The organism is Paenibacillus caseinilyticus, from assembly GCF_027533645.1.
Taxonomy (GTDB): Bacteria; Bacillota; Bacilli; order Paenibacillales; family NBRC-103111; genus Paenibacillus_G; species Paenibacillus_G caseinilyticus.
Genome location: NZ_JAQAGY010000002.1, coordinates 203,390 through 223,484, shown reverse-complemented (window position 1 = coordinate 223,484; position 20,095 = coordinate 203,390). Strand labels below are relative to the sequence as shown.

17 protein-coding genes are annotated in these 20,095 nt (G+C 58.4%); 6 read left to right on the top strand and 11 right to left on the bottom strand.

Translation table 11 applies throughout. The annotated features are described in order from the left end of the window. Positions 1–3: 3 nt before the first annotated feature. Positions 4–465 (bottom strand): tripartite tricarboxylate transporter TctB family protein, encoded by a 462-nt coding sequence (locus O9H32_RS03795; protein ID WP_269864489.1) that lies wholly within the window; start codon positions 463–465, stop codon positions 4–6. Between the two features lie 78 nt (positions 466–543). Then, on the bottom strand, positions 544–1,596 hold the full coding sequence (locus O9H32_RS03790) for a Bug family tripartite tricarboxylate transporter substrate binding protein (protein ID WP_269864488.1): 1,053 nt from the start codon (positions 1,594–1,596) through the stop codon (positions 544–546). Between the two features lie 317 nt (positions 1,597–1,913). Here O9H32_RS03790 and O9H32_RS03785 point away from each other — a divergent pair, with 317 nt between their 5' ends. The 3 genes from O9H32_RS03785 to O9H32_RS03775 all read left to right on the top strand — a co-directional run bounded on the left by O9H32_RS03785 (position 1,914) and on the right by O9H32_RS03775 (position 5,066). Beyond that, positions 1,914–3,560, top strand: a complete 1,647-nt coding sequence (locus O9H32_RS03785; protein WP_269864486.1) for an ATP-binding protein — start codon at positions 1,914–1,916, stop codon at positions 3,558–3,560. Then, on the top strand, positions 3,520–4,230 hold the full coding sequence (locus O9H32_RS03780) for a response regulator (protein WP_269864485.1): 711 nt from the start codon (positions 3,520–3,522) through the stop codon (positions 4,228–4,230). Before O9H32_RS03785 ends, O9H32_RS03780 begins: the two co-directional genes overlap by 41 nt. A gap of 209 nt (positions 4,231–4,439) precedes the next feature. Continuing rightward, positions 4,440–5,066, top strand: a complete 627-nt coding sequence (locus O9H32_RS03775) for a LysE family translocator (protein WP_269864483.1) — start codon at positions 4,440–4,442, stop codon at positions 5,064–5,066. Here O9H32_RS03775 and O9H32_RS03770 read toward each other — a convergent pair. Beyond that, complete coding sequence (locus O9H32_RS03770) at positions 5,059–6,513, bottom strand: amino acid permease (protein ID WP_269864482.1); 1,455 nt, start codon at positions 6,511–6,513, stop codon at positions 5,059–5,061. The genes O9H32_RS03775 and O9H32_RS03770 overlap by 8 nt on opposite strands. 440 nt (positions 6,514–6,953) lie before the next feature. On the opposite strand from O9H32_RS03770, the gene O9H32_RS03765 reads away from it, so the two are divergent. Then, positions 6,954–7,874: an ArsR/SmtB family transcription factor gene (locus tag O9H32_RS03765; RefSeq protein WP_269864481.1), complete on the top strand. Its 921-nt coding sequence runs from the start codon at positions 6,954–6,956 to the stop codon at positions 7,872–7,874. Positions 7,875–8,201: 327 nt separating this feature from the next. Here O9H32_RS03765 and O9H32_RS03760 read toward each other — a convergent pair whose 3' ends face one another. The 5 genes from O9H32_RS03760 to O9H32_RS03740 form a co-directional block, all read right to left on the bottom strand. Beyond that, positions 8,202–9,239 carry a glycoside hydrolase family 43 protein gene (locus O9H32_RS03760; protein ID WP_269864891.1) on the bottom strand — a complete coding sequence of 346 codons (1,038 nt, stop codon included), beginning with the start codon at positions 9,237–9,239 and terminating at the stop codon, positions 8,202–8,204. A gap of 244 nt (positions 9,240–9,483) precedes the next feature. Further along, complete coding sequence (locus tag O9H32_RS03755; RefSeq protein ID WP_269864479.1) at positions 9,484–10,329, bottom strand: carbohydrate ABC transporter permease; 846 nt, start codon at positions 10,327–10,329, stop codon at positions 9,484–9,486. 3 nt (positions 10,330–10,332) lie between these two features. Beyond that, positions 10,333–11,262: a carbohydrate ABC transporter permease gene (locus O9H32_RS03750; RefSeq protein ID WP_269864478.1), complete on the bottom strand. Its 930-nt coding sequence runs from the start codon at positions 11,260–11,262 to the stop codon at positions 10,333–10,335. Between the two features lie 78 nt (positions 11,263–11,340). After that, positions 11,341–12,660 carry an ABC transporter substrate-binding protein gene (locus tag O9H32_RS03745; RefSeq protein ID WP_269864477.1) on the bottom strand — a complete coding sequence of 440 codons (1,320 nt, stop codon included), beginning with the start codon at positions 12,658–12,660 and terminating at the stop codon, positions 11,341–11,343. A 229-nt stretch (positions 12,661–12,889) separates the two neighbouring features. Beyond that, the gene (locus O9H32_RS03740; RefSeq protein ID WP_269864476.1) at positions 12,890–13,855 is read right to left on the bottom strand and encodes a glycoside hydrolase family 43 protein; all 966 of its coding nucleotides are present in this window, start codon (positions 13,853–13,855) and stop codon (positions 12,890–12,892) included. A gap of 320 nt (positions 13,856–14,175) precedes the next feature. On the opposite strand from O9H32_RS03740, the gene O9H32_RS03735 reads away from it, so the two are divergent. Then, positions 14,176–15,096 carry an ArsR/SmtB family transcription factor gene (locus tag O9H32_RS03735; RefSeq protein ID WP_269864475.1) on the top strand — a complete coding sequence of 307 codons (921 nt, stop codon included), beginning with the start codon at positions 14,176–14,178 and terminating at the stop codon, positions 15,094–15,096. A gap of 326 nt (positions 15,097–15,422) precedes the next feature. Here the strand turns inward: O9H32_RS03735 and O9H32_RS03730 are convergent, their stop codons facing one another. Beyond that, positions 15,423–17,816: a glycoside hydrolase family 95 protein gene (locus O9H32_RS03730; protein WP_269864474.1), complete on the bottom strand. Its 2,394-nt coding sequence runs from the start codon at positions 17,814–17,816 to the stop codon at positions 15,423–15,425. A gap of 269 nt (positions 17,817–18,085) precedes the next feature. On the opposite strand from O9H32_RS03730, the gene O9H32_RS03725 reads away from it, so the two are divergent. Then, the gene (locus O9H32_RS03725) at positions 18,086–18,949 is read left to right on the top strand and encodes a sugar phosphate isomerase/epimerase family protein (RefSeq protein ID WP_269864473.1); all 864 of its coding nucleotides are present in this window, start codon (positions 18,086–18,088) and stop codon (positions 18,947–18,949) included. A 135-nt stretch (positions 18,950–19,084) separates the two neighbouring features. Here O9H32_RS03725 and O9H32_RS03720 read toward each other — a convergent pair whose 3' ends face one another. Together O9H32_RS03720 and O9H32_RS03715 are read right to left on the bottom strand one after the other, a co-directional pair. Then, on the bottom strand, positions 19,085–19,618 hold the full coding sequence (locus O9H32_RS03720; protein WP_269864472.1) for an SRPBCC domain-containing protein: 534 nt from the start codon (positions 19,616–19,618) through the stop codon (positions 19,085–19,087). 59 nt (positions 19,619–19,677) lie between these two features. Beyond that, a complete protein-coding gene (locus O9H32_RS03715) occupies positions 19,678–19,998 on the bottom strand; it encodes an ArsR/SmtB family transcription factor (protein WP_269864471.1) in 321 nt (106 codons plus the stop codon). Positions 19,999–20,095: the final 97 nt, after the last annotated feature.

Sequence of the window (20,095 nt, the reverse complement as noted above, 5' to 3'; positions counted from 1 at the left end):
TCCCTACGATAAGCCTAACCAAGCTGGGAAACCGGGAAGCGATCCTTCCAGCACATCGACATACAGATAATAGACGCCGAGCGAGAACGCCCCCGAGATCAGCAGCGATACCCACAGCCGGCCCCGCTCCATGGTCTGGAATCCGATCATCAGGAACAGGAACGTGCCGATGACGAAGCCGATATCCTCCAGAAAAAAGGCGTAGAGCACAGCGGCGGTGAAGATAATCCCGAACCGCCTGTAATCCAGCCGCTCCTTGCTGCCGCCCCGCTGCGGATAGCGGAACGTTTCGTAGATGAGACGGATGCTCATCAGGGCCAGCAAGCCGCCGAGCACCATGGGAAAAATATTCGCGCCCACATTGCTGCCGTAGGCGCTGGTCGAGATCGTCCGGCTCCCGACCACGAACGCGGCCCCTACCGCAAGGAGCACGATGCCGGCGTAACGGTCGAATGTTTTATTCATGTCTGCGCACACTCCCTGTCCTAAACAATCGGGGAGAAGAGAAACTCTCCCCTTCTCCCCCGCATCCCATCATCCGGCTTACTTCTGCATGCCGAGCGCCGTCAAAATATCTTTGAGCTGCGTTTCCTGGGTGGCCAGGAAGCTCTTGAAGTCATCGGATTTCTTGTACTCGGTCTGCCAGTTGTTCGCCGCGACTTCCTTCTTCCACTGCTCGGACTCCACCATCTTGGTCAAGGTATCCTCCCAGTATTTCTTCGCGTCCGCGCTCATGTTCTTCGCTCCGAAGACCCCGCGCCAGATCAGGAACTCCGCATCCACGCCCTGTTCTTTCATCGTCGGGATATCCTTCATGTTCTCCAGGCGCTCCGGGGCGGCGATCGCCAGAATCTTGATCTTGCCGGCCTTCACGTATTGGTCGAGAGAAGATGCGTCCGTGCCGAGCACGTCGGCATTGCCGCCGAGAAGCGCCGTGACCGCCTCGCCGCCGCCGTCATAGGAGACGTACTTCACCTTCTTCGGATCGATGCCGTACTTGAACGCCGGTAGGATTGCCACAATGTGGTCCATGGAGCCCGGTGCGGAACCGCCGGCTACCGTCAGTTTGGTCGGGTCGGCTTTCATGTCGTCGAGCAGCGACTTCAAGTCGTTGTATTTGGAATTCGCGGCTACCGCAATCGCACCGTAATCTTTGGTGAGCTGGGCCAGCGGCGTCGTATCCGTGTAGCCGTAAGGCGAGTTGCCTTCTTTCTTGATATGGTTGATGAGAATCGGCGGGGAGCTCACGAACAGCTTATAGTCGTCTTTGACATCCTTGGTCGCGTATTCGGCCATGAATACCGCGCCGCCGCCGCCCGGCTTGTTCTCTACGGACATCGGCTTGCCGACCGCTTTGGTCTCGGAGAGCACCTTGGTGACCGTGCGGGCCGTCATGTCCCAGCCGCCGCCCGCTCCTGAAGGGGCAACCATCGTGATGGCCTTCTCCGGATAGTTCGATGCGGCCGGAGCCGGTGTCTGGGTCTTGTCGCCGCCAGCTGCAGGCTGTTTGGCATTGCCGCCGCAGGCAGCCAAGCTGGCTGCAAGTACGCTGACAGCCGTCACTTTCCATGCTCTGTTTATCATGCGATTCATCATAGGTAACCCTCCCGGTTTGTCTGTAACCCTCTTTTGGATGCGCTTTCTTGGTAACGGTTTCATCATATCACCCCTCGGTAAGTTAGAGAAGTTTAACGCCATTAACCGCATTGCGTCCATTAACCCTATTATGATCATTTTGTTCAAGGGTTATGCTCCGCGGCCCTTCTCCCGATCTATGTTATAATGTCCCCAAGCTTAACGTCTTCGCCGTCCTATAGAGGAAGACGCGCGTGTATTCGAAATATATGTTGACAGAATCAAGCCCTGGTGAGATATACATTCCTATATTGCAAAAACGGGGGGACCATCGATCCATGCGTCTGCAAAGCAAACTCATCCTCGTCATCTGCTCCGTGCTTGCGCTGGTTACGGTGAGTCTCGGGGGCATCTTCTACTATCTCATAACCTCCTCCCTGGAGGAGCAGATCGGCACGCGGGCCTTGAAGGTCGCCGAAACCGCCGCTGCCATCCCCGAGATTCGGGAGGCGTTCTCCCTGCCCGATCCCTCTTCGGTCATCCAGCCGATCGCCGAGAGCATCCGGACCCGAACCGGAGCGGAATATATCGTGATCGGATCCCGGGAGGGCATCCGCTACTCCCATCCCCTGCCGGAACGCATCGGCAAGGAGATGGTCGGCGGCGATAACGGCCCCGTGCTCGAAGGCCGGTCGATCGTCTCGAGGGCGGTCGGCTCGCTGGGTCCCGCCCTACGGGGCAAGACCCCGATCCTGGGGCCGGACGGCGAGGTCATCGGCATCGTATCCGTAGGCTTCCTGACCGAGGACATCGACCGGATCACGGAGGGCTACCGCCTGAAGATCGTGTGGATGGCGCTCGCCTTCCTCCTCGTGGGCGCCGCCGGTGCGGTCCTCATCGCACGCAGTGTCCGCACCTCCCTCCACGGGCTGGAGCCCCGCGAGATCGGCTCGCTCTATACCGAGAAGCGGGCGATCCTCGAGTCGATCCGCGAAGGGGTTCTGGCGGTCAACCGCAAGGGGATCGTAACGCTTGCGAATCCATATGCCCTGCGTCTGCTCGGGCTGCCGGAGCAGGCCGGCATCGTCGGCCGCCCTCTTCGGGAGCTGCTGCCGGGCACCCGGCTCACCGAGGTAATCTCCACGGGCCTTGCGCAGTTCGACGAAGAGATGCTGATCGGCGGGCACGAGGTGATCGTGAACCGCGTCCCCATTACGGGATGGAACGGGGAGATCGACGGCGCCGTGTCGAGCTTCCGCAGCAAATCGGATCTGTACCGGCTTGCCGAGGAGTTGTCCCAGGTGAAGCGGTTCGCGGATGCACTGCGGGCCCAGACCCACGAGTATTCGAATAAGCTCTACGTGATCTCGGGGCTGATCCAGCTCGAAGCGTACCAGGAGGCCGTAGACCTCATCTCGCAGGAGTCCGATGTCCACCAGAATCTGATCGCTTTCCTGATGCGCGAAATTCCGGATCCTATGATCGGCGGGCTCCTCATCGGCAAATACAACCGTTCGCAGGAGCTCAAGGTGCCCTTCGAGATCGACCGCGAAAGCTCGTTCCGCGATCTCCCGAAGGGCATCGACCGCAATCTGCTCGTCACGATCATCGGCAACCTGGCCGATAATGCGATGGAAGCGGTGCTCGCCTGCGAAGACCCCGCAGGACGGCAGGTGAAGTTGTTCCTGACCGACCTCGGCGAAGACCTCATCATCGAATGCGAGGACCAGGGCATCGGCATTCCGGAGGAGAGCGGCGGTTCCGTCTTCGAGAAGGGGTTCTCCACGAAGGAGGGGGAGCACCGGGGCATCGGTCTCTCGCTCGTGCATCATGCCGTACACAAGCTGGGCGGGTACATTACCTACCAGCCCCATGCCGCAGGCGGAACGGTCTTTACGGCCGCCATACCCAAAGGAACGCCACCGACCGAAAGGAGCTTCCCCAATGAGCAAAGAAGTCATCACGGTACTGATCGTGGACGATGATCCCAAGATCGCCGAAATCAACCGCAGGTTCGTCGAGAAGGTGCCGGGCTTCACGGTGATCGGCATTGCGACGGACGAGAGCCAGGCCAAGGAGCAGCTCGACATCTTAGCTCCGGAGCTGGTGCTGCTCGATATCTATATCCCGAACTCCAGCGGCCTCGACATCCTGCAGCATATCCGCCGGCATTACCGGGATACGGGGGTCATCATGATTACGGCGGCCAAAGAAATCGAACCGGTCCGCGAGGCGGTCCGCTGCGGCGCCTTCGATTACATCATCAAGCCGCTCGTCTTCAACCGGCTGCAGGACACCCTGCTGCGCTACCGTGACTTCCACCTGGAGCTTCGCCGGCTCGGCTCGGGGAGCGGCCAGGTCGCCCAGGACGATATCGACCGCCTGCTCGCCAGGAACGAGAAGAAGGATCTCTCTTCTTCCTCCTCCATGTACCTGCCCAAGGGGATCGACAAGCTTACCCTGGACAAAGTCATAGGCGCGCTCTCCGGCACGCCGCAGGGTATGACCGCGGACGGCGTGGCGAAGCTCATCGGCGTGAGCCGTTCGACCGGCCGGCGCTACCTCGAGCATCTCGTCTCCCTCGGAGACGTCTATGCCGACTTGTCCTACGGCGTCGTGGGCCGGCCCGAACGCGTATACCGCAGCCGCAGCTGAACCGCAGGTTGATCCGGACGCACCAAATAAGCTGTTCCCGGCGGAGCTGCCCATCCGCTCCTCGGAACCGCTTATTTGGTGTGCGGCAGCCCCCTTACGGACATTCGAAAACTTGTCGTACGAGCCGCCCCTCCCGAATACAATGAACCGAGCCCAGTTTGTACAACTTCCTTCAGTATTCTATGGGGATCGGGAGGGTAATACCGCGCATGAGCATATTCTTAAGCTACATCTTCCTCGGGCTGTCGCTGTCGGCCCCGATCGGACCGATCAACGCCGCCCAATTGGACAAGGGCCTGCGCTGCGGCTTCTGGCACGCCTGGCTGGTCGGTCTCGGGGCCATGGTCGCCGATGCCATGTACATGTCCATGGTATATATGGGACTCGTACATTTCCTCAGCACTCCGCTGATCCAGACGGCCCTGTGGGTGTTCGGCAGCTTTGTCCTCATCTACTCGGGAATCGACAGCCTGATGGGCGCAAGCAGCGTAGCCGTACTCACCAAGAAGAAGGACGATACGCTCTTCAAGTCGTTCTTCTCCGGTTTCCTGATGTCGCTCTCCAATCCGCTGACCATTCTCTTCTGGCTCGGCATCTACGGCTCCGTGCTCGCGAAGACGGCTTCCGTCTACGGGACGCAGGAGCTGCTGGTCTACAGCTCCGCTATTCTGCTCGGCATTGTCGTCTGGGACTTCACGATGGCCGGTATGGCGAGTTCCTTCCGGCGCCTGATGACGCCGCGGCTGATCACCGGCATCTCCGTGCTGTCGGGCCTGTCCCTGATCGGCTTCGGCTTGTACTTCGCCGTCGCCGCCTGCCGTCTTCTCCTTAACTGAACGATTTGCGTCTGCGCGGCAGTACGGGCCGGTTCACACTCGGCTCGTATTCGTCGTATCCGGACTCCGGAGTCTCTGCCTGCTTCTTCGTCCCGTCCTCCGGGCCGCCTGCGCTGCCGCCGCCCTGCTTCTTCCATACGGAACGCATGATGAGCGTCACCACCGCAATGACCGCTACGAACCCGAGCGAGATGAAGAAGCCGGGGCGGCTCGTCTCGTGGAACAGCGTGCCGATCACGGCCATGGCGATCAAGACGATGCCTCCCCACCGCTTCGTCTGCCCCCAGCCGCTCAGCTTGAGGAGCTTGCCCGAAGTAATCAGAATGAAGGACCAGTTATAGAGCAGCATGAGCCCTGCCGCCGTCGTCACGTATTCGTAGACGGATTCGGGCATGAGGAGCGCCGTCACGACGGAGACGAGGAGCCCCGCCGCCGTGAAGCTCACCGCTGTGAACGGCAGCCGGGTCGAGCCCTTCTTCGCAGAGAACATCTTCGGCGCGTCGTGATCCCCGGCCAGCGTCACCAGCATCGTCGTAACCGCGAACAGCGACGCAACCATAGTGGAGAAGCCGGCGATAATCAGTACGGAATTGAAGACATGGGGCACGTAAGGCAGCTGGTAGTGATTCAAGGCCGAAGCGAACGGGCTTTCCTTGGAGTTGAAGGCGCCGATCGGCACCAGGATGACCGCACAGACCAAGGAAGCGATATAGACGACCGTCAGCAGCAGAATCATCATCTTGCCTGCCTTCGGCGCTTCCTTCGGATTCTTGAGGCGCATCGCCATCAGGCCCATAATCTCGATGCCGCCGAAGGCATAGAAGGCGAAGATGAACGACGACCATAGGCCGAGCCCGCCCCCCGGCCAAATCTCCGGTCCTGCCGCAGGCACTTTGGGCGCATAAGCCCCTTGTCCCAGCATCCCCAGCAGCGCAGCGCCGGCCAGCACCAGGAACATCAGGATCGCGGCGATCTTCATGACGGCGAAGGAGTTCTCCATCCGTTCGAAGCCTTTCGTCCCCAGCAGAATGATGCCTAGCCCGAGCAGCCCGTAGACGGAAGCGAACATCCACATGGGCAGCTGGGGGAACCACATGCGGGTGAACAGGGAGAGGGCGGCCAGCTGGCTGCCCATAATGAGGAGCTCGCTCGACCAGTACACCCACCCGCTCGTGAATCCGGCCCAGCGGCCATACGCCTGTTTGGCGTAGGAGCGGAACGATCCTGCCTGAGGATCCGCCGCCGTCATCCGGGCCAGCGCGTCGAAGACCATGTAGGTTCCGAAGGCCGCCAGGATAAACAAGAAGATGACCGCCGGTCCGCCCATCGTCAGCGCAATGCCGGTGCCGAGGAAATAACCGGTGCCGATCGTGCAGGCTACGCCGAGCAGCGAGAGCTGCCACCACTTCAACCGGTCTTCTTTCCCCTTTTGCTTTTCTTTACTCAATCTTATCCTCCCCTTCACGGTCACAGTTCGGTCACTACTAAACTCAGGGATAAAGGCTGGTTGTTCGTTGATCGCTCCAAGAACATAGAATGTGCCCAAAAGGCGATTTTTATCATAAATGGACCGGATAATCCATTTCCCCACGGATCTGTCGGATTAGTAGGTTTGAATCCCCTCGCATTACCCAAGACCCCGCGATAACCCCTTTGTAAGAATCGCTTCCTTCTTTTTATTTTATGGATTTATAACTCCAATTGTAAGGTATATCCAGTCATGATGATTCACTTTCTTCTCCGTTCACTCCCCAAACCCTTTACCCTTCAACGGTTCCCTGCTTTAGCGCGGCATAATTACAAAAAATCTTTGTTTCTTTTTTGGCGTAAATTATTTATAATAAATTTAAAATAAAATAGGTTAAGAGAAGAAGGGATCTTACGCAGATGCTCTACATCAAAGATCTAAAAACAGGACTCAGTATATTCAAGGCACTCGGATCGGAAATCCGGATTGAAATCCTGGAGCTGCTCGCCAAGAATCAAAGCCTGAACCTCAATGAAATCGCCACGCGGCTGAAGCTGACCAACGGCGCCATCACCATGCATATTAAGAAGCTCGAAGAAAGCGGACTCATCGAGATCGGTACCGCCGTAGGCAAGCACGGCGTCCAGAAGATCTGCTATCTCACCGAAGAGAAGCTGATCGTGGACCTGCGCAGCAAAGAAACGGACAACCTCTACGAGGTCGACATCAAAGTCGGGCATTACAGCAACTATCAAGCGGTGCCGACCTGTGGTCTGGCGACCAAGGACAGCATCATCGGCGATTTCGACGAGCCGCGCTATTTTGCCGATCCGCAGCGGATCGATTCGGAGATCATCTGGACCTCCGAAGGCTTCCTGGAATACCGCATTCCGAACTACCTGAAGCCCAATCAGGCCTTCGCCGAGATCCAATTGTCGATGGAGCTCAGCTCCGAGGCGCCGGGGTACAACAATAACTATCCGTCCGATATCTATTTCTATCTCAACGATATCGAGCTCGGCTCCTGGACCAGTCCCGGCGACTTCGGCGATGTCCGCGGCACCTTCAATCCCGACTGGTGGCCTCCGCACCTGAACCAATACGGCATGCTGAAGCTTATCCGCATCAACGAAGAAGGCAGCTACATCGACGGCTGCCGGATCTCTGATGTGAAGCTGTCGGATATCCGCCTCGATTACAAAAGCGAGCTGACATTCCGGATCGAGGTTGGCGAGAAGTCGAGGAACAAACGCGGCCTGACGATCTACGGCAAGAACTTCGGCAACTACAACCAGGACCTGCTGGTCCGCGTGATGTATCAAGAGCAGGATATTGGCTAGGCTCCTTCCCTGACAGGAGGCGTCCGACTGGAATTCCACAGTCTATGCCTGATGTGGAAGGTTTTGCCGGAAGCAAGAATACGTTGACCCCAACTAAAAAAGAGCCGCCCCCTCATCCGAGGGAACGGCTCTTTCTTGAGTGCGTAGACTCATAGGGCAGGGTTCAGCAAGAAAGCTCTACCTTACAGCACAGCGGGAACCCCGGCGGCTGCCAAGCTGCATCTCCTTTGGCTGTCCCCCTGCAATACCGCCCCGTCTTAAGGAGACCGGCGGATTCGGTCCGGGCGTCCCAGCTTCGCTCCAGGGCGTGGTCTTCCTCCAGCCCGCTTACTCCGCCTTCTTCGTATCCGCCGGCGGCACGCCGAAGTCAGGTGTGCCGTCCGCCTTCCATTCGATGGCCTTGGCCCGCGCATGCCGGTTCGGATCGTACAGCGGGTCGCCGGTGATCTCTTTGTAGCTGCGCGCGTGATAGACCATAATATCCTGCTTCCCGTCCGGGGAGACGGTGAAGGAGTTATGGCCCGGCCCGTACTGCCCGTTCTCTTCGCTGGTGCCGAAGACCGGCTGTTCCGACTTGGTCCACGAAGCCGGATCGAGGAGATCTGCAGCGTCTGCCGCGGTCAACATCCCCATCGCGTAGTTGTCGTCGGTGGCGCTCGCCGAATACGTCAGGAAGAGCCGGCCGCCGTGCTTCAGAAGGGCCGCCCCCTCATTGACCCAGAAGCCGATCTTCTCCCAGTCGTAATCCGGCTTCGAGAGGCGCACCTGCTTGCCTGCCAAGGTCCAGGGATTCTGCATCGGTGCGATATACAGGTTGCTGTTCCCGCGGATCGCCGGATCCTTCTGCGCCCAGACCAGATAGCGGACGCCCTTGTGCTCGAAGGTGGTCGCATCGAGAGAGAACGACTCCCAGTCCGTCTTCAGCTGTCCCTTCTCCGTCCATGTGCCTTCCAGCGGATTCGCAGCCTCATTCTCAAGGACGTACATCCGGTGGTCGAACGGAGCGTCCGTCCGCGCCGCCGCGAAGTAGATATACCACAAGCCGTCGATATAATGGATCTCGGGCGCCCAGATATGCTCGCTCATCGGCCCGCTCTCATGCTTCTTCCAGGCAGTGACCGTCTCGGCCTCCGCCAGCCCGCCCAGCGTCTTGGCCCGCCTGAGCTCGATGCGGTCGTACTCCGGCACCGAAGCCGTGAAATAATAGTAGCCGTCCGTGTGGCGTACGGCGAACGGATCGGCCCGCTGTTCCACCAGCGGATTATTCCAAGCGGCGGCGTTCTCCTCTGCCGCAGGAGTGCCTGCCTCACCCGGCGAAGTCCCGCCCGCACCGCTGCAGCCCGCAGCCAGTACAGCAAGCGCGATCAGCAGCAGCGCTCCCCTGAGCGTCCAGGTCGATCGCAGGCTCCGCTTTCCGCCTCTCACCTTCCCACTCCATCTCGCTTCCGTTTCCATGTCTCTCACCGGACTCCCTTTCTATACTCCCCATGGGCTCGATTCTTGTGTAACCATGCCAAAAACCGGTACGGGAAAAGGAACTTGCTTCCCTTCCCTATACCGGTCGATGGGGGGGCGAGGCCCCCCGTCTTTGTGCGCAGGTGCCCTGCCCTTATCCCTTCACGCCGCCGACCGTCAGACCGGAGACGAAGAAACGCTGGAAGAAGATGAAGAGGACGAGGATCGGCAGAATCGCCAGAACCGAACCTGCAATCAGAATATCGTAGTTGTTGCCGTACGGCGTAAGCAGTGTCGCCAAGCCGATCGGAAGCGTGAACTTATCGTTGCTCTTCAGCACGATGAGCGGCCACAGGAAGTTGTTCCATGCGCCCATCCCCTGCAGGATCGCCATCGCCCCGAAGGCCGGAGCCATCAGCGGCGCCATCAGCCGGAAGAAGATGCCGTACTCCGAGCAGCCGTCGATGCGGCCTGCATCGAGGAAGTCCTTCGGCAGTCCTTCCGCATACTGGCGGAAGAAGAAGATCGGCAGCGGGGCCACCATGAATGGAAGGATAACCCCCCAGATGCTGTCCATCAGCTTCAGCCCAATGATCAGCTTGTAGAGCGGAAGCAGGATGATCTCGACTGGCACCATCATCACGATGAGCACGAGGATGAAGATCAGGTTCTTGCCTTTGAAATCGTAGACCGCGAGCCCGTAGCCGACCATCGACGAGAACAGGAGGCAGAGCAGCGTCGCCAGTACCGTGATGACCAGCGAGTTCTTATACCATGCAAAATAGTTGCTTGCTTCGCCCGAGAAAATGAACGCGTAGTTTTTGAGGCTCATGATCTCCGTATCGAACCGGAGATTCAAACCGAAGCGGAGCAGCTCCTGGGAAGGCTTGAACGAAGCCAGGAACAGCGCGTAGATCGGGAACAGCGTGAAGGCAGCGGTAGCCACGAACAACAGGAGAAGAAGGACCGACGAAGCGGACCAGGATTTTGTCTGCGGCACGTGTTAGTCCCCCTTCCGGAATTGTCCGGTGATTTTGAGCTGCACCAGGTTGATGAACATCGTGATGCCAAGAAGCGTCAAGCCGATGGCCGAACCGAGGCCCAGGTTGTTCTTCTCAAGACCCTGCTGGTAAATGTAACCTACGATCGTCAGTCCCATATCCTTCGGCGAGCGGTTGCCGTTGTAGAGCATGTAGCTCTCCGTGAACATCGCGAAGCCGGCGTAGATCGAGATGGTAAGCACATAGATCGTTACGGGTTTGAGCAGCGGAAGCGTAATCTTGACGAATTTGTCCCAGGTGTTGGCTCCGTCGATATCCGCCGATTCATACAGCTCTGTCGGAATGCTCTGCAGACCGGAGAGGAAATAGATGACGTTAACGCCGAGCCACCGCCATGTCGCCAGCAGCACAAGTACGAACATGGCTGTCGAAGACTGCCCAAGCCATTTTTGCGGTTCGATGCCGAGAAATCCGATGATCGTGTTCGCAAGAGCGCTGTCCAGTTCGCTGAAGACGAGCTTGAATACCGTACCGGCTACGACAACCGAGGTGAGCGCAGGCACGAACAGCGTGGAGCGGAAGAAATTCTTCGCTTTCATAAAAGAAGAATTAAGGAACACCGCGAGAACCAGCGGCAGCGGAATCAGCACGACCAGCGTAAGAAGCGTATACTTCGCACTGTTGAAGATCGCTGTGTAGAAAGTGGGATTAAGCAGTTTCTTATAATTGGCGAGGCCAATGAACTTCGTCTGGCCCGGCAGCACTTCCTGGAAGCTCATGATGATAGTCGAAGCAACCGGATACGCGAAAAACAAAATAAACGTGATGAGAAAGGGCGCTACAAACACGTAGGGAGCCAGTCGCTGGTTATAGGCAAGTGACCCTTTTTGCTTCTTCTCTACGGTTTGGATAGCTACAGTATGGTTCTCCACGGCACGGTTCCTCCAATTGTCGTTTTATGACCGGCCGGCCCCCTCTTGGAGGAGCCGGCGGCGGTCATGCACAACCCTTTATTTTCTCAGTTGCTCAGCCGATGCCTTCAGTGTTGCTGCCGGATCTTCCATATCGTTCAGGACTTTGAAGAGCGTCGTCTTCTTCAGTTCGTCGTTGACTTCAGGCATTTTCTCGTTGATATTGACAGGACCGATCTCGTTCTTGATGTCAATCAGCACGGAGAAGATGTCTTTGCCGAAGTACTGCGTGAACTTGTTGTCTTCTTTGAGCTCTGGCGAATCCCATACTTCCGTACGGATCGGGTCGAATCCAAGCTGCTTCCAGATCTGGATATTGGCTTCCTTAGAGAGCTTGGCGAAGGCCAGGAACTCTACCGCCAGATCCTTGTTCTTGGACTGTGCTGTTACCGCCGTACCTGTTCCGCCCATCCCTACCGAGCGGTTGCCGCCTTTGGTCCAAGCCGGCATCGGCTTGATGACCAGCTTGCCTTTGAGGTCAGGCATGTAATCCGTGAAGCGGCCCATGTACCACATCGGCATCGCGACGGAAGCCGCGCCCGCTTTGTTCATGAAACCGTAGTATTCTTCCGCATGGTGGAATCCGCCCGGTGCGACGATGGCGATCTTCTCTTTCACGAGCTTCTGCATGAACGTCAGCGTCGCGATATTCTTCTCGTTGTCGAGAATGACCTTGCCGTCTTTGTCCGTGATGTCGGAGCCCTGCTGCGCGATCATCGGCCAGAAGGAGAACGGATCCGTCGCTTCGAAGGTGATCATCGGCTTGCCGGTGGCCGCCACTACTTTCTTCCCTGCTTCGTAGAACTCATCCCAGGTGGTGATGCTGTCCGGATTCACACCCGCTTTGTCGAGCATCTCTTTATTATAGTAGATGACGGAAGCGCCAACATGATAATCGATACCATAATACTTGCCGTCTTTGGAGTAGATATCGACACGGGACTTCACGATATTCTTCAGTTCCGGTTCCACGACTTTGTTCAGCTCGGCGAGCTGCGGCGTGCCCTTCAGGTAGTTCGGGAATTTACTGATCTCGATATCGGAGATATCCGGGGCGCCCGTACCGGACTGAAGCGCTACCAGCAATTTGTTATGCATATCGTCAAACGGGAGCGTGCTTGCTTCCAGCTGGATTGCCTTGTCGGGATGCGCCTTGTTCCAAGCGTCCGCCATGCTCACAAAATACTTCTGGTGCAGCTCGTTGAAGGTCCAGAACTGAAGCTTCGTCTTGCCGCCAGCAGCTGCGCTGCCCGCATTCGCATCAGGCTTAGCGGCATCTCCGCCGCCGGAAGAGCAGGCTGTGGCCAGGGAGCCAAGAAGCAGTGTCGTTGCGAGCATAAGGCCGTGTGCTTTTTTCATGTGTAGATACCCCCGTTTGTTTTGTTAACGCATTCTTTTCTAATTATGGCATATTTATTTAAATTAAAAGAAGGAATAGCTATTTGTTTTAGTTTCTATTAAAACACAATAGCTATTTTCTTCCTTTAGTTTAAACCGACATAAAACAAGTGTCAATCCTTTTTTTGAATACGCTTTCTGAAGCTGCCTCATTTACATTTTGCTAAACTAGTTAAAGGCAATTCTACCCTTATTCCTTCGTATCCGGTGCAGGGACGCCAAAGTTCGGTGTTCCGTCGGCATTCCATTCCAACACTTGGACGCGGGTATGGCGGTTCGGGTCATACAGCGGATCGCCTACGATTTCCTTGTAGCTGCGCGCGTGGAATACGAGCAAATCCGTCTTCCCGTCTTCGGCGACCGTGAAGGAATTGTGGCCCGGGCCGTACTGCCCGTTCTCTTCGGACGTCACGAATACCGGTACCGGGGATTTGGTCCACGATGCAGGATCGAGCAGATCGCTCGTGTCCGGAGCGCTGAGCAGTCCCATACAGTAATGATGGTCGGTTGCGCTGGCCGAGTAGCTGATGAAGATCCGGCCGTTGCGCTTGATGACGGCAGCGCCTTCATTCACGAGGAAGCCAATAACCTCCCAATCGTACTCGGGCTTCGTCAGCATGACCTGAGGACCGATGATCGTCCAAGGATTGCTCATGGCGGCGATATACAGGTTGGAGTTGCCCGGAATTTCAGGATCTCTCTGCGCCCATACGAGATACTGCGTACCGTTATGCTCGAACGAAGTGGCGTCGAGGGAGAATGATTCCCAGTCGGTCTTGAGCTGCCCCTTCTCGACCCATGGGCCCTGGAGCGGATTCTCCGCGTCGCATTCGAGAACGAACATGCGGTGGTCGAACAAGCCTTCCACAGTCTCGGTCGTTCTCGCTGCAGCAAAGTAGATATACCATTTGCCCTGCACGTAATGAATTTCCGGAGCCCAGATATTCGCGCTGAGCGGGCCGGTGTCGTATTTTCTCCAGACCACGACCGGTTCTGCGGAGGAGAGTCCTTCGATCGTTTCGGATCTTCTGATCTCAAGACGGTCATACTCCGGTACCGATGCGGTGAAATAGTAGTAGCCGTCCGTATGTTTATAGATCCACGGATCTGCCCGCTGCTCGATCAAAGGATTGCGGAGCGTATAAGAAGTAATCATAGAGGGCTTCCCTTTCTCAGTGAAATGTTTTAATATATTCTAAAATAGTACCTTAACCGGATTATACTGCACTTTATATTTTAAATCAATATAAAATATTTTAATAAAATAACTAATAAATATTCCCGTTACACTGCCTTTTACCCACTTTTTGCTTTCGAACCCTTCATTTCATCCCCTTGCAGTGCCGCCATATTCTGATTATCTGCCTGAACCTCCCTCTTCTTTCTTTTCCCTTTACATCCATATAAAATTAAAATACACTTGTTAAAGGAAACACCGTCATTCTGTCCCGGCCAGGGGCCAAAGGAGTTCAGACCATGCTCTATATCAAAGATTTGCGTTCCGGTCTGCCCATCTTCAAAGCGCTGGGCTCGGATATCCGGCTTGCCATCATGGAACTGCTCGCCCAGAATCAAAGCCTGAATCTGAACGATCTTGCGAAAGCGCTTCAATTGACGAACGGCGCCATCACCATGCACATCAAGAAGCTGGAGGAAAGCGGGCTGATTGAAGTCACATCCTGCGTGGGACGGCACGGGATCCAGAAGCTCTGCTACTTAAGCGAGGAGAAGCTGATGGTCGACCTGCGGAGCAAGGAGCTTGAGAACCTGTACGAAGTCGAAATCAAAGTAGGCCACTACAGCGATTATCTCGCCCTGCCCACCTGCGGGCTCGCTACCAAGGACAGCATCGTCGGCGATTTTGACGATCCACGCTACTTTGCGGATCCGGGCCGGATCGATGCCCAGATGGTGTGGTTCACGGAAGGGTTCCTCGAATACCGGATCCCCAATTATATTAAGGCCCACCAAACGTTCAAAGAAATCCAGTTCTCGATGGAACTCAGCTCGGAAGCCCCCGGCTTCAACAACAACTATCCCTCGGACATCTACTTCTATCTCAACGGCTTCGAGATCGGATGCTGGACGAGCCCGGGCGACTTCGGCGATACCCGGGGCAAATACAACCCGGAGTGGTGGCCGCCCCATGTGAACCAGTACGGCATGCTGAAGCTCATCCGGATTACGGAAGACGGAAGCTATATCGACGGCTGCCGGATCTCGGACGTGTCGCTCGCGCAGATCGGTCTCAGCGACAAGAGCGACCTGCAGTTCCGCATCGAAGTAGGCGAGAAGTCGAGGAATAAGAAGGGGCTGACCCTGTACGGCAAGCACTTCGGCAATTACAGCCAGGACCTCCTGGTGCGCGTGCTCTATTCCGAGCCCTGCGCTTCCTAATGAACAGAGCGCTTCCGACGAGGCTGCCGGGTCCCCCCGCGGCCTCTTCAGGCTGTATTCCAAGGGCAGGTGTGGAAGACGCTGAGGCAAGCGGACGCCCAATAGGCAGGGAAGCCTCTCCCTGCCTGTATCCTTCCCAGCTTGGCAAGCCCGGCCCGCTGCTGGAATCCCTCGCTAGAGACCGCTGTAGAGCAGCTTCGGCTCGCCCCGGCCGTTCGCGCATAAAGTTCTAACAGGATACGAACCGCCGCCGTTCTGCCGTAGAGGGGGTGACAGAATAACCCCGGCCGCCCTGGTACAGGCTGCCGGGGTTATTCATGCCGTGCTTAGAGAGCCGCGCCGGTCCGGACGGGTCTGAGCACATAAGTGTGCCCGGCTTCGGCCGTGAAGGACAGCGTGCCGTCCTCGAGCGTCTTCGAGGGATGCTGCCCGCCCAGGCCGCCTAGCAGCGTGCAGGTTGTACCCGCCTGCAGCAGGCATGGGCCTCCGGCCAGCGACCGGATCCGCGCCTCCTGCAGCCGCCCCTCCCGCCAGAGCAGGCCCACCTCGAAGCCTCCGCGGGCGCAAAACCCGCTGGCCTCGCCTTCCGGCCACGCCTCCGGCAGCGCCGGCAGCAGCCGGATCACGCCGGTATGCGACTGCACGAGCATCTCCGCCACGCCGGCGGCATAGCCGAAGTTGCCGTCGATCTGGAACGGCGGATGGGCGTCGAACAGGTTCGGATACACGCCTCCCCGCTGTCCCTTGCGGCCCTGCTCTTCGTATTCGGACGTAAGGCTCAGCAGGTTTCCGATCAGCTTATGCGCCCGGTTGCCGTCGCCGAAGCGCGCCCACAGGCAGATTTTCCAGGCGAGACTCCATCCGGTCCCTTCGTCTCCTCTGCGCTCCAGCGATTGGCGGGCGGCCGCGAACAGCTCCGGCTCCTCTTGTGCGGTCAGCGCGCGGCCAGGATAGACGCCGTAGAGATGGGATACGTGACGGTGGTGCACGTCTTCGTCTTCGAAGTCCCGCATCCATTCCTGAAGCTGGCCATACTGCCCGATCTGCAGCGGCAGCAGGCGGGCCAGGGCGGCTCGCAGTTCCTCGCGGAAGGCGGCATCCGCGCCCAGGATCCCGGCCGCTTCGATGCAGTTCGTGAACAGATCCCGGATCAGCGCCAGATCCATCGTGGCTGCGGCGGTCACCGCCGCATACCCGCCCTCCCCCGTCACGAACCGGTGCTCGGGGGAAGTCGAAGGGGCAGTGACGAGCCGGCCCCCGCTGTCCTCGACCAGCCAATCCAGGCAGAACAGCGCCGCCTCCTTCATGACCGGGTACGCCTGCTCCCGCAGGTACGCCGCCTCCCGGCCGAAGGCGTAACGCTCCCACAGGTGCGCGCTGAGCCACGCGCCGGCCATCGGCCAGTACGCCCATACGGGATCGCCGTGGCCGTAGCCTCCTACCGGAGCGCTCTGCGCCCAGATGTCGGAGTTATGGTGGGCCGTCCACCCCCGGCAGCCGTAGTTGACAGCCGCCGTCTGCGCGCCGTTGACGGCCAGACGCCCGATGAAGCCCAGGAGCGGTTCGTGGCATTCGCGAAGGCCGCAGGTCTCGGCCGGCCAGTAGTTCATCTGGGCATTGATGTTCAGCGTATAGTTGCTGCTCCAAGGCGGGCGGATGTCCTTATTCCAGATGCCCTGCAGGTTGGCCGGCTGGGTGCCTTCGCGCGAGCTGGCGATGAGGAGATAGCGGCCATAATGGAAGAGCAGCGCAGCAAGCGCCGGATCCTCCGCCCCGTACTTCTCGACCCGCTGGTCGGTCGGCATCCCCTCTGGAGCGCGGGAGGCGCCGAGATGCAGCTTCACCCTGCCGAACAGCGTCCGGTAGTCCTCCTTGTGGCGCCCGAGCAGCTGCCCGTACGAGAGAGCCGAGGCCGCTGCGAGATTCCGCGAGGCCAGCAGAGACTCATCGCGTCCCTGCGCTGCGGGCGGCCGGTCATGGCCGCTGAAGCTTGTGGCCGCGCTGAGCAGCAGCGTAACCTCCGTCGCGCCTTCCACATGTAAGGCGCCCGGGTCCAAGCGGATCTCCCCGCCGTCCGCCGAAGCCCCGAACCTTGCCTCGAAGCGCATCCCTTCCCCATTGTACTGGACCGGCTCGTCCGTCACGTAATAATTGGGGTCGACATGCGAGGGCGCCTGGCCCTTCAGCACAAGCTGGCCGGCCTCGGCAGCTGTGCGGTGCCGCAGCGGGCTGTCCAGCTTCGCCGTGAAGCTCAGGGCGCCGGGGCGGTCAGCCCGCAGCCGCAGGACCAGCACCTGATCGGGATGAGAGACGAACAGCTCCCGCGAATACCTTACCGCCCCGATCCGGTAGCTCGTCCGCAGGACGCCTTCTTCCAGATCCAGATGCCGTTCGTAACCAGCCGCATGGTCCCCGTGGTCGAACCGCAGGCTGAGGTCGCCGAGCGGCAAATACGACTGGGTGTAGGGACCCAGCATCTGCTTGCACAGCAGGTCGGCCTCGAGGTGCCTGCCCTCCAGAGCAAGGCGCCGCACTTCCGGCAGCACCTCCCGCGCCTGCGGATTATTGTGATCCCTCGGGGTCCCGGACCACAGCGTATCCTCATTGAGCTGCAGACACTCCTGTGCGATCCCGCCGAAGACCATGGCACCCAGCCGCCCGTTCCCCGCCGGAAGCGCTTCCGTCCAGAAGCGCGCCGGCTTGTCATACGTAAGCTTCATTCCTCTTCCTCCCCACCCGGCTTTCCGGGATCGTTTATCTCCCATCGTACCACAGAACGGCTCATCGGCGGTTAGAGGCAGAAAGCATCATTTTTCATGTCAAAACTCGTCATTCCCAGGCGTAAGATGCCCCGGAAACCCTGAAAAAGCCGTGATGCACGGCTATGCACAGGTGTGCAAAAGGACGTCGATCCGATATAATGGAATCGTAATCGAAACGCTTCAACTCCGTCATCCTACCGGTATCCGAAAGGGGCAATCGTATTCCTATGAGCAAACCCGGCATTCTAGCACACAATTTTGGCCGCCTGCCGCTCGAAGAACTGGCAGACCGCGTATCGGCCGCAGGCCTCGCCACCGTCCAGCTCGCCCTGGCCAAAGCCCTCTCCGACGTGGACAGCACGACGGGCAAGCTGAGCCCCGGACTAGCAAACCATGTCGGCGAAGCGTTCGCGAAGCGCGGCGTGCGGATCGCCAGCCTCGGCTGCTATATCAACCCGGTCCACCCGGACCCTGAGCAGCGCAAGCAGGAGCTGCGCCGCTTCAAGGAGCACCTGCGGTTCTGCCGCGACTTCGGCTGCAGCGTCGTCGCCACGGAGACCGGCAAGCTGAGTACATTCCAAGCCGCCGAGCCCGGCCGCTACGAAGAGAAGGCCTTCGAGACACTCCGCAGCTCCGTGCTCGAGCTCGCCGAAGAAGCGGACAAGTGGGGCGTGACCGTCGGAATCGAGCCGGCCTATACGCTCGTCATCCATTCGACGGAGAGCATGCTGCGGCTGCTGGAGGAAGTGCCGACCTCCACGCTCGGCGTCGTGCTCGACCCCTGCAACCTGTTGAACGCTTCCATCCTGGACCGGCAGCACCAAGTGATCTCCGAGGCGTTCGACGCGCTGGCGGACCGCACGGTGCTCTTCCATGCCAAGGACATCCGCAAGAACGCCTCCGGCGGAACCGAATATACGCCGCTCGGCACAGGCGAGCTCGACTATGCGCACTTCCTCCGTCTGGTCCAGGAGCGCAAGCCGTTCTGCGACATTACGATGGAAGGACTCGAGCCGGACCAGATCGCTCCGTCGCTGGACTACTTCCGCAAAGTGTGGAACGAGGTAGAGGCGCTCGGCGCGGTACGCTGAGTGCGGAAGCGGCCCAGGCGGGGCGCATAGCGCGGTACGCTGGGAGCGGTAGCAAGCTTCCGCTCCTGCGGGAATACACAAGAGAGGGGCTGCCGTTTCAAGCCGGCAGCCCCTCTCTTGCGTGCATTCTTTTTCTTATGCGTTCCGGAGCTTCTGCAGCTCTTCCTCCAGACGATCCCAGGTTTCGGTGATGCCTTGGAGCATCCCCATGTCCATGACCTGCTGCAGCGCTTCGGGCGAGGCATACCGGGACCGGGAGACCAGCTTCGTCTTCCCTTCGTGCTCCAAGAAATTCATGGTGTTCGTGGATGGCGGCATGCCTTCGATAATGTTGCCTTCCGCATCGGAGAAGTAGTCGGTCATGACGATCCGCTCCCCTTCCACAATCTCGGAATAGACCGCTTTGCCCCAGGATTCGTAGCCGTAGAAATCCCCCTGCGCTTCGTCCATACACTTCATACAATAGTGCCAGACGCCCCCCGGACGAAAATCAACATGGCATACCGTAAGCTCCCAGCCTCGGGGTCCCCACCAGCGCTTCAGATGCTCGGCTTCCGAGAAAACCTTGAACACCAGCTCGCGGGGCGCATCGAATACGCGCTCGAGCACCAGCTCCTGCCCCTCCACCCGGGAGATCATCTTGCTTGCTCCATTTTCCTTTGTCGTCATCTTCTATTCCTCCTATAAGATCCATATTGGATTAACACACGAAACCTAATCGCCGCCGCCTACTTATCCTGCAGCTCCCGCAAATAGTCGTCCAACCGGTCGAATCTCTCCTCCCAGACTTCACGGAACGTTCCGATCCAGCCTTCGAGCTCCTGGAACGGCTGGGGCCGCAGCTGATAGATGCGCCGGTTGGCATCCGGCCTTACTTCGACGAGCCCGGCATCGCTAAGTACACGGAGATGCTTGGATGCCTGCGGCTGATTGAGCTTCAGCCGTTCGGCGATTTCCCCTACGGTCAGGGGTCCCATTCGCAAGAGTTCGACCATGTGATATCGGTTGGGCTCGGAGAGCGCATGCAGTGTTGTGAGGTTCATGCCCATGTCATCTTGCTCCTTTCGATTACAATATACATCAAAAGGAATATTCCAGTCAAGGAATATTAAACACCAACAAACAACTTTTCTCCGGCCCCTTCCT

Coding starts and splice junctions, on each gene's coding strand:
- O9H32_RS03745 (WP_269864477.1), bottom strand. CDS start 12,660: ATGAAAAAAGCACACGGCCTTATGCTCGCAACGACACTGCTTCTTGGC.
- O9H32_RS03715 (WP_269864471.1), bottom strand. CDS start 19,998: ATGGGCATGAACCTCACAACACTGCATGCGCTCTCCGAGCCCAACCGA.
- O9H32_RS03785 (WP_269864486.1), top strand. CDS start 1,914: ATGCGTCTGCAAAGCAAACTCATCCTCGTCATCTGCTCCGTGCTTGCG.
- O9H32_RS03795 (WP_269864489.1), bottom strand. CDS start 465: ATGAATAAAACATTCGACCGTTACGCCGGCATCGTGCTCCTTGCGGTA.
- O9H32_RS03790 (WP_269864488.1), bottom strand. CDS start 1,596: ATGATGAATCGCATGATAAACAGAGCATGGAAAGTGACGGCTGTCAGC.
- O9H32_RS03740 (WP_269864476.1), bottom strand. CDS start 13,855: ATGATTACTTCTTATACGCTCCGCAATCCTTTGATCGAGCAGCGGGCA.
- O9H32_RS03765 (WP_269864481.1), top strand. CDS start 6,954: ATGCTCTACATCAAAGATCTAAAAACAGGACTCAGTATATTCAAGGCA.
- O9H32_RS03735 (WP_269864475.1), top strand. CDS start 14,176: ATGCTCTATATCAAAGATTTGCGTTCCGGTCTGCCCATCTTCAAAGCG.
- O9H32_RS03780 (WP_269864485.1), top strand. CDS start 3,520: ATGAGCAAAGAAGTCATCACGGTACTGATCGTGGACGATGATCCCAAG.
- O9H32_RS03730 (WP_269864474.1), bottom strand. CDS start 17,816: ATGAAGCTTACGTATGACAAGCCGGCGCGCTTCTGGACGGAAGCGCTT.
- O9H32_RS03725 (WP_269864473.1), top strand. CDS start 18,086: ATGAGCAAACCCGGCATTCTAGCACACAATTTTGGCCGCCTGCCGCTC.
- O9H32_RS03775 (WP_269864483.1), top strand. CDS start 4,440: ATGAGCATATTCTTAAGCTACATCTTCCTCGGGCTGTCGCTGTCGGCC.
- O9H32_RS03720 (WP_269864472.1), bottom strand. CDS start 19,618: ATGACGACAAAGGAAAATGGAGCAAGCAAGATGATCTCCCGGGTGGAG.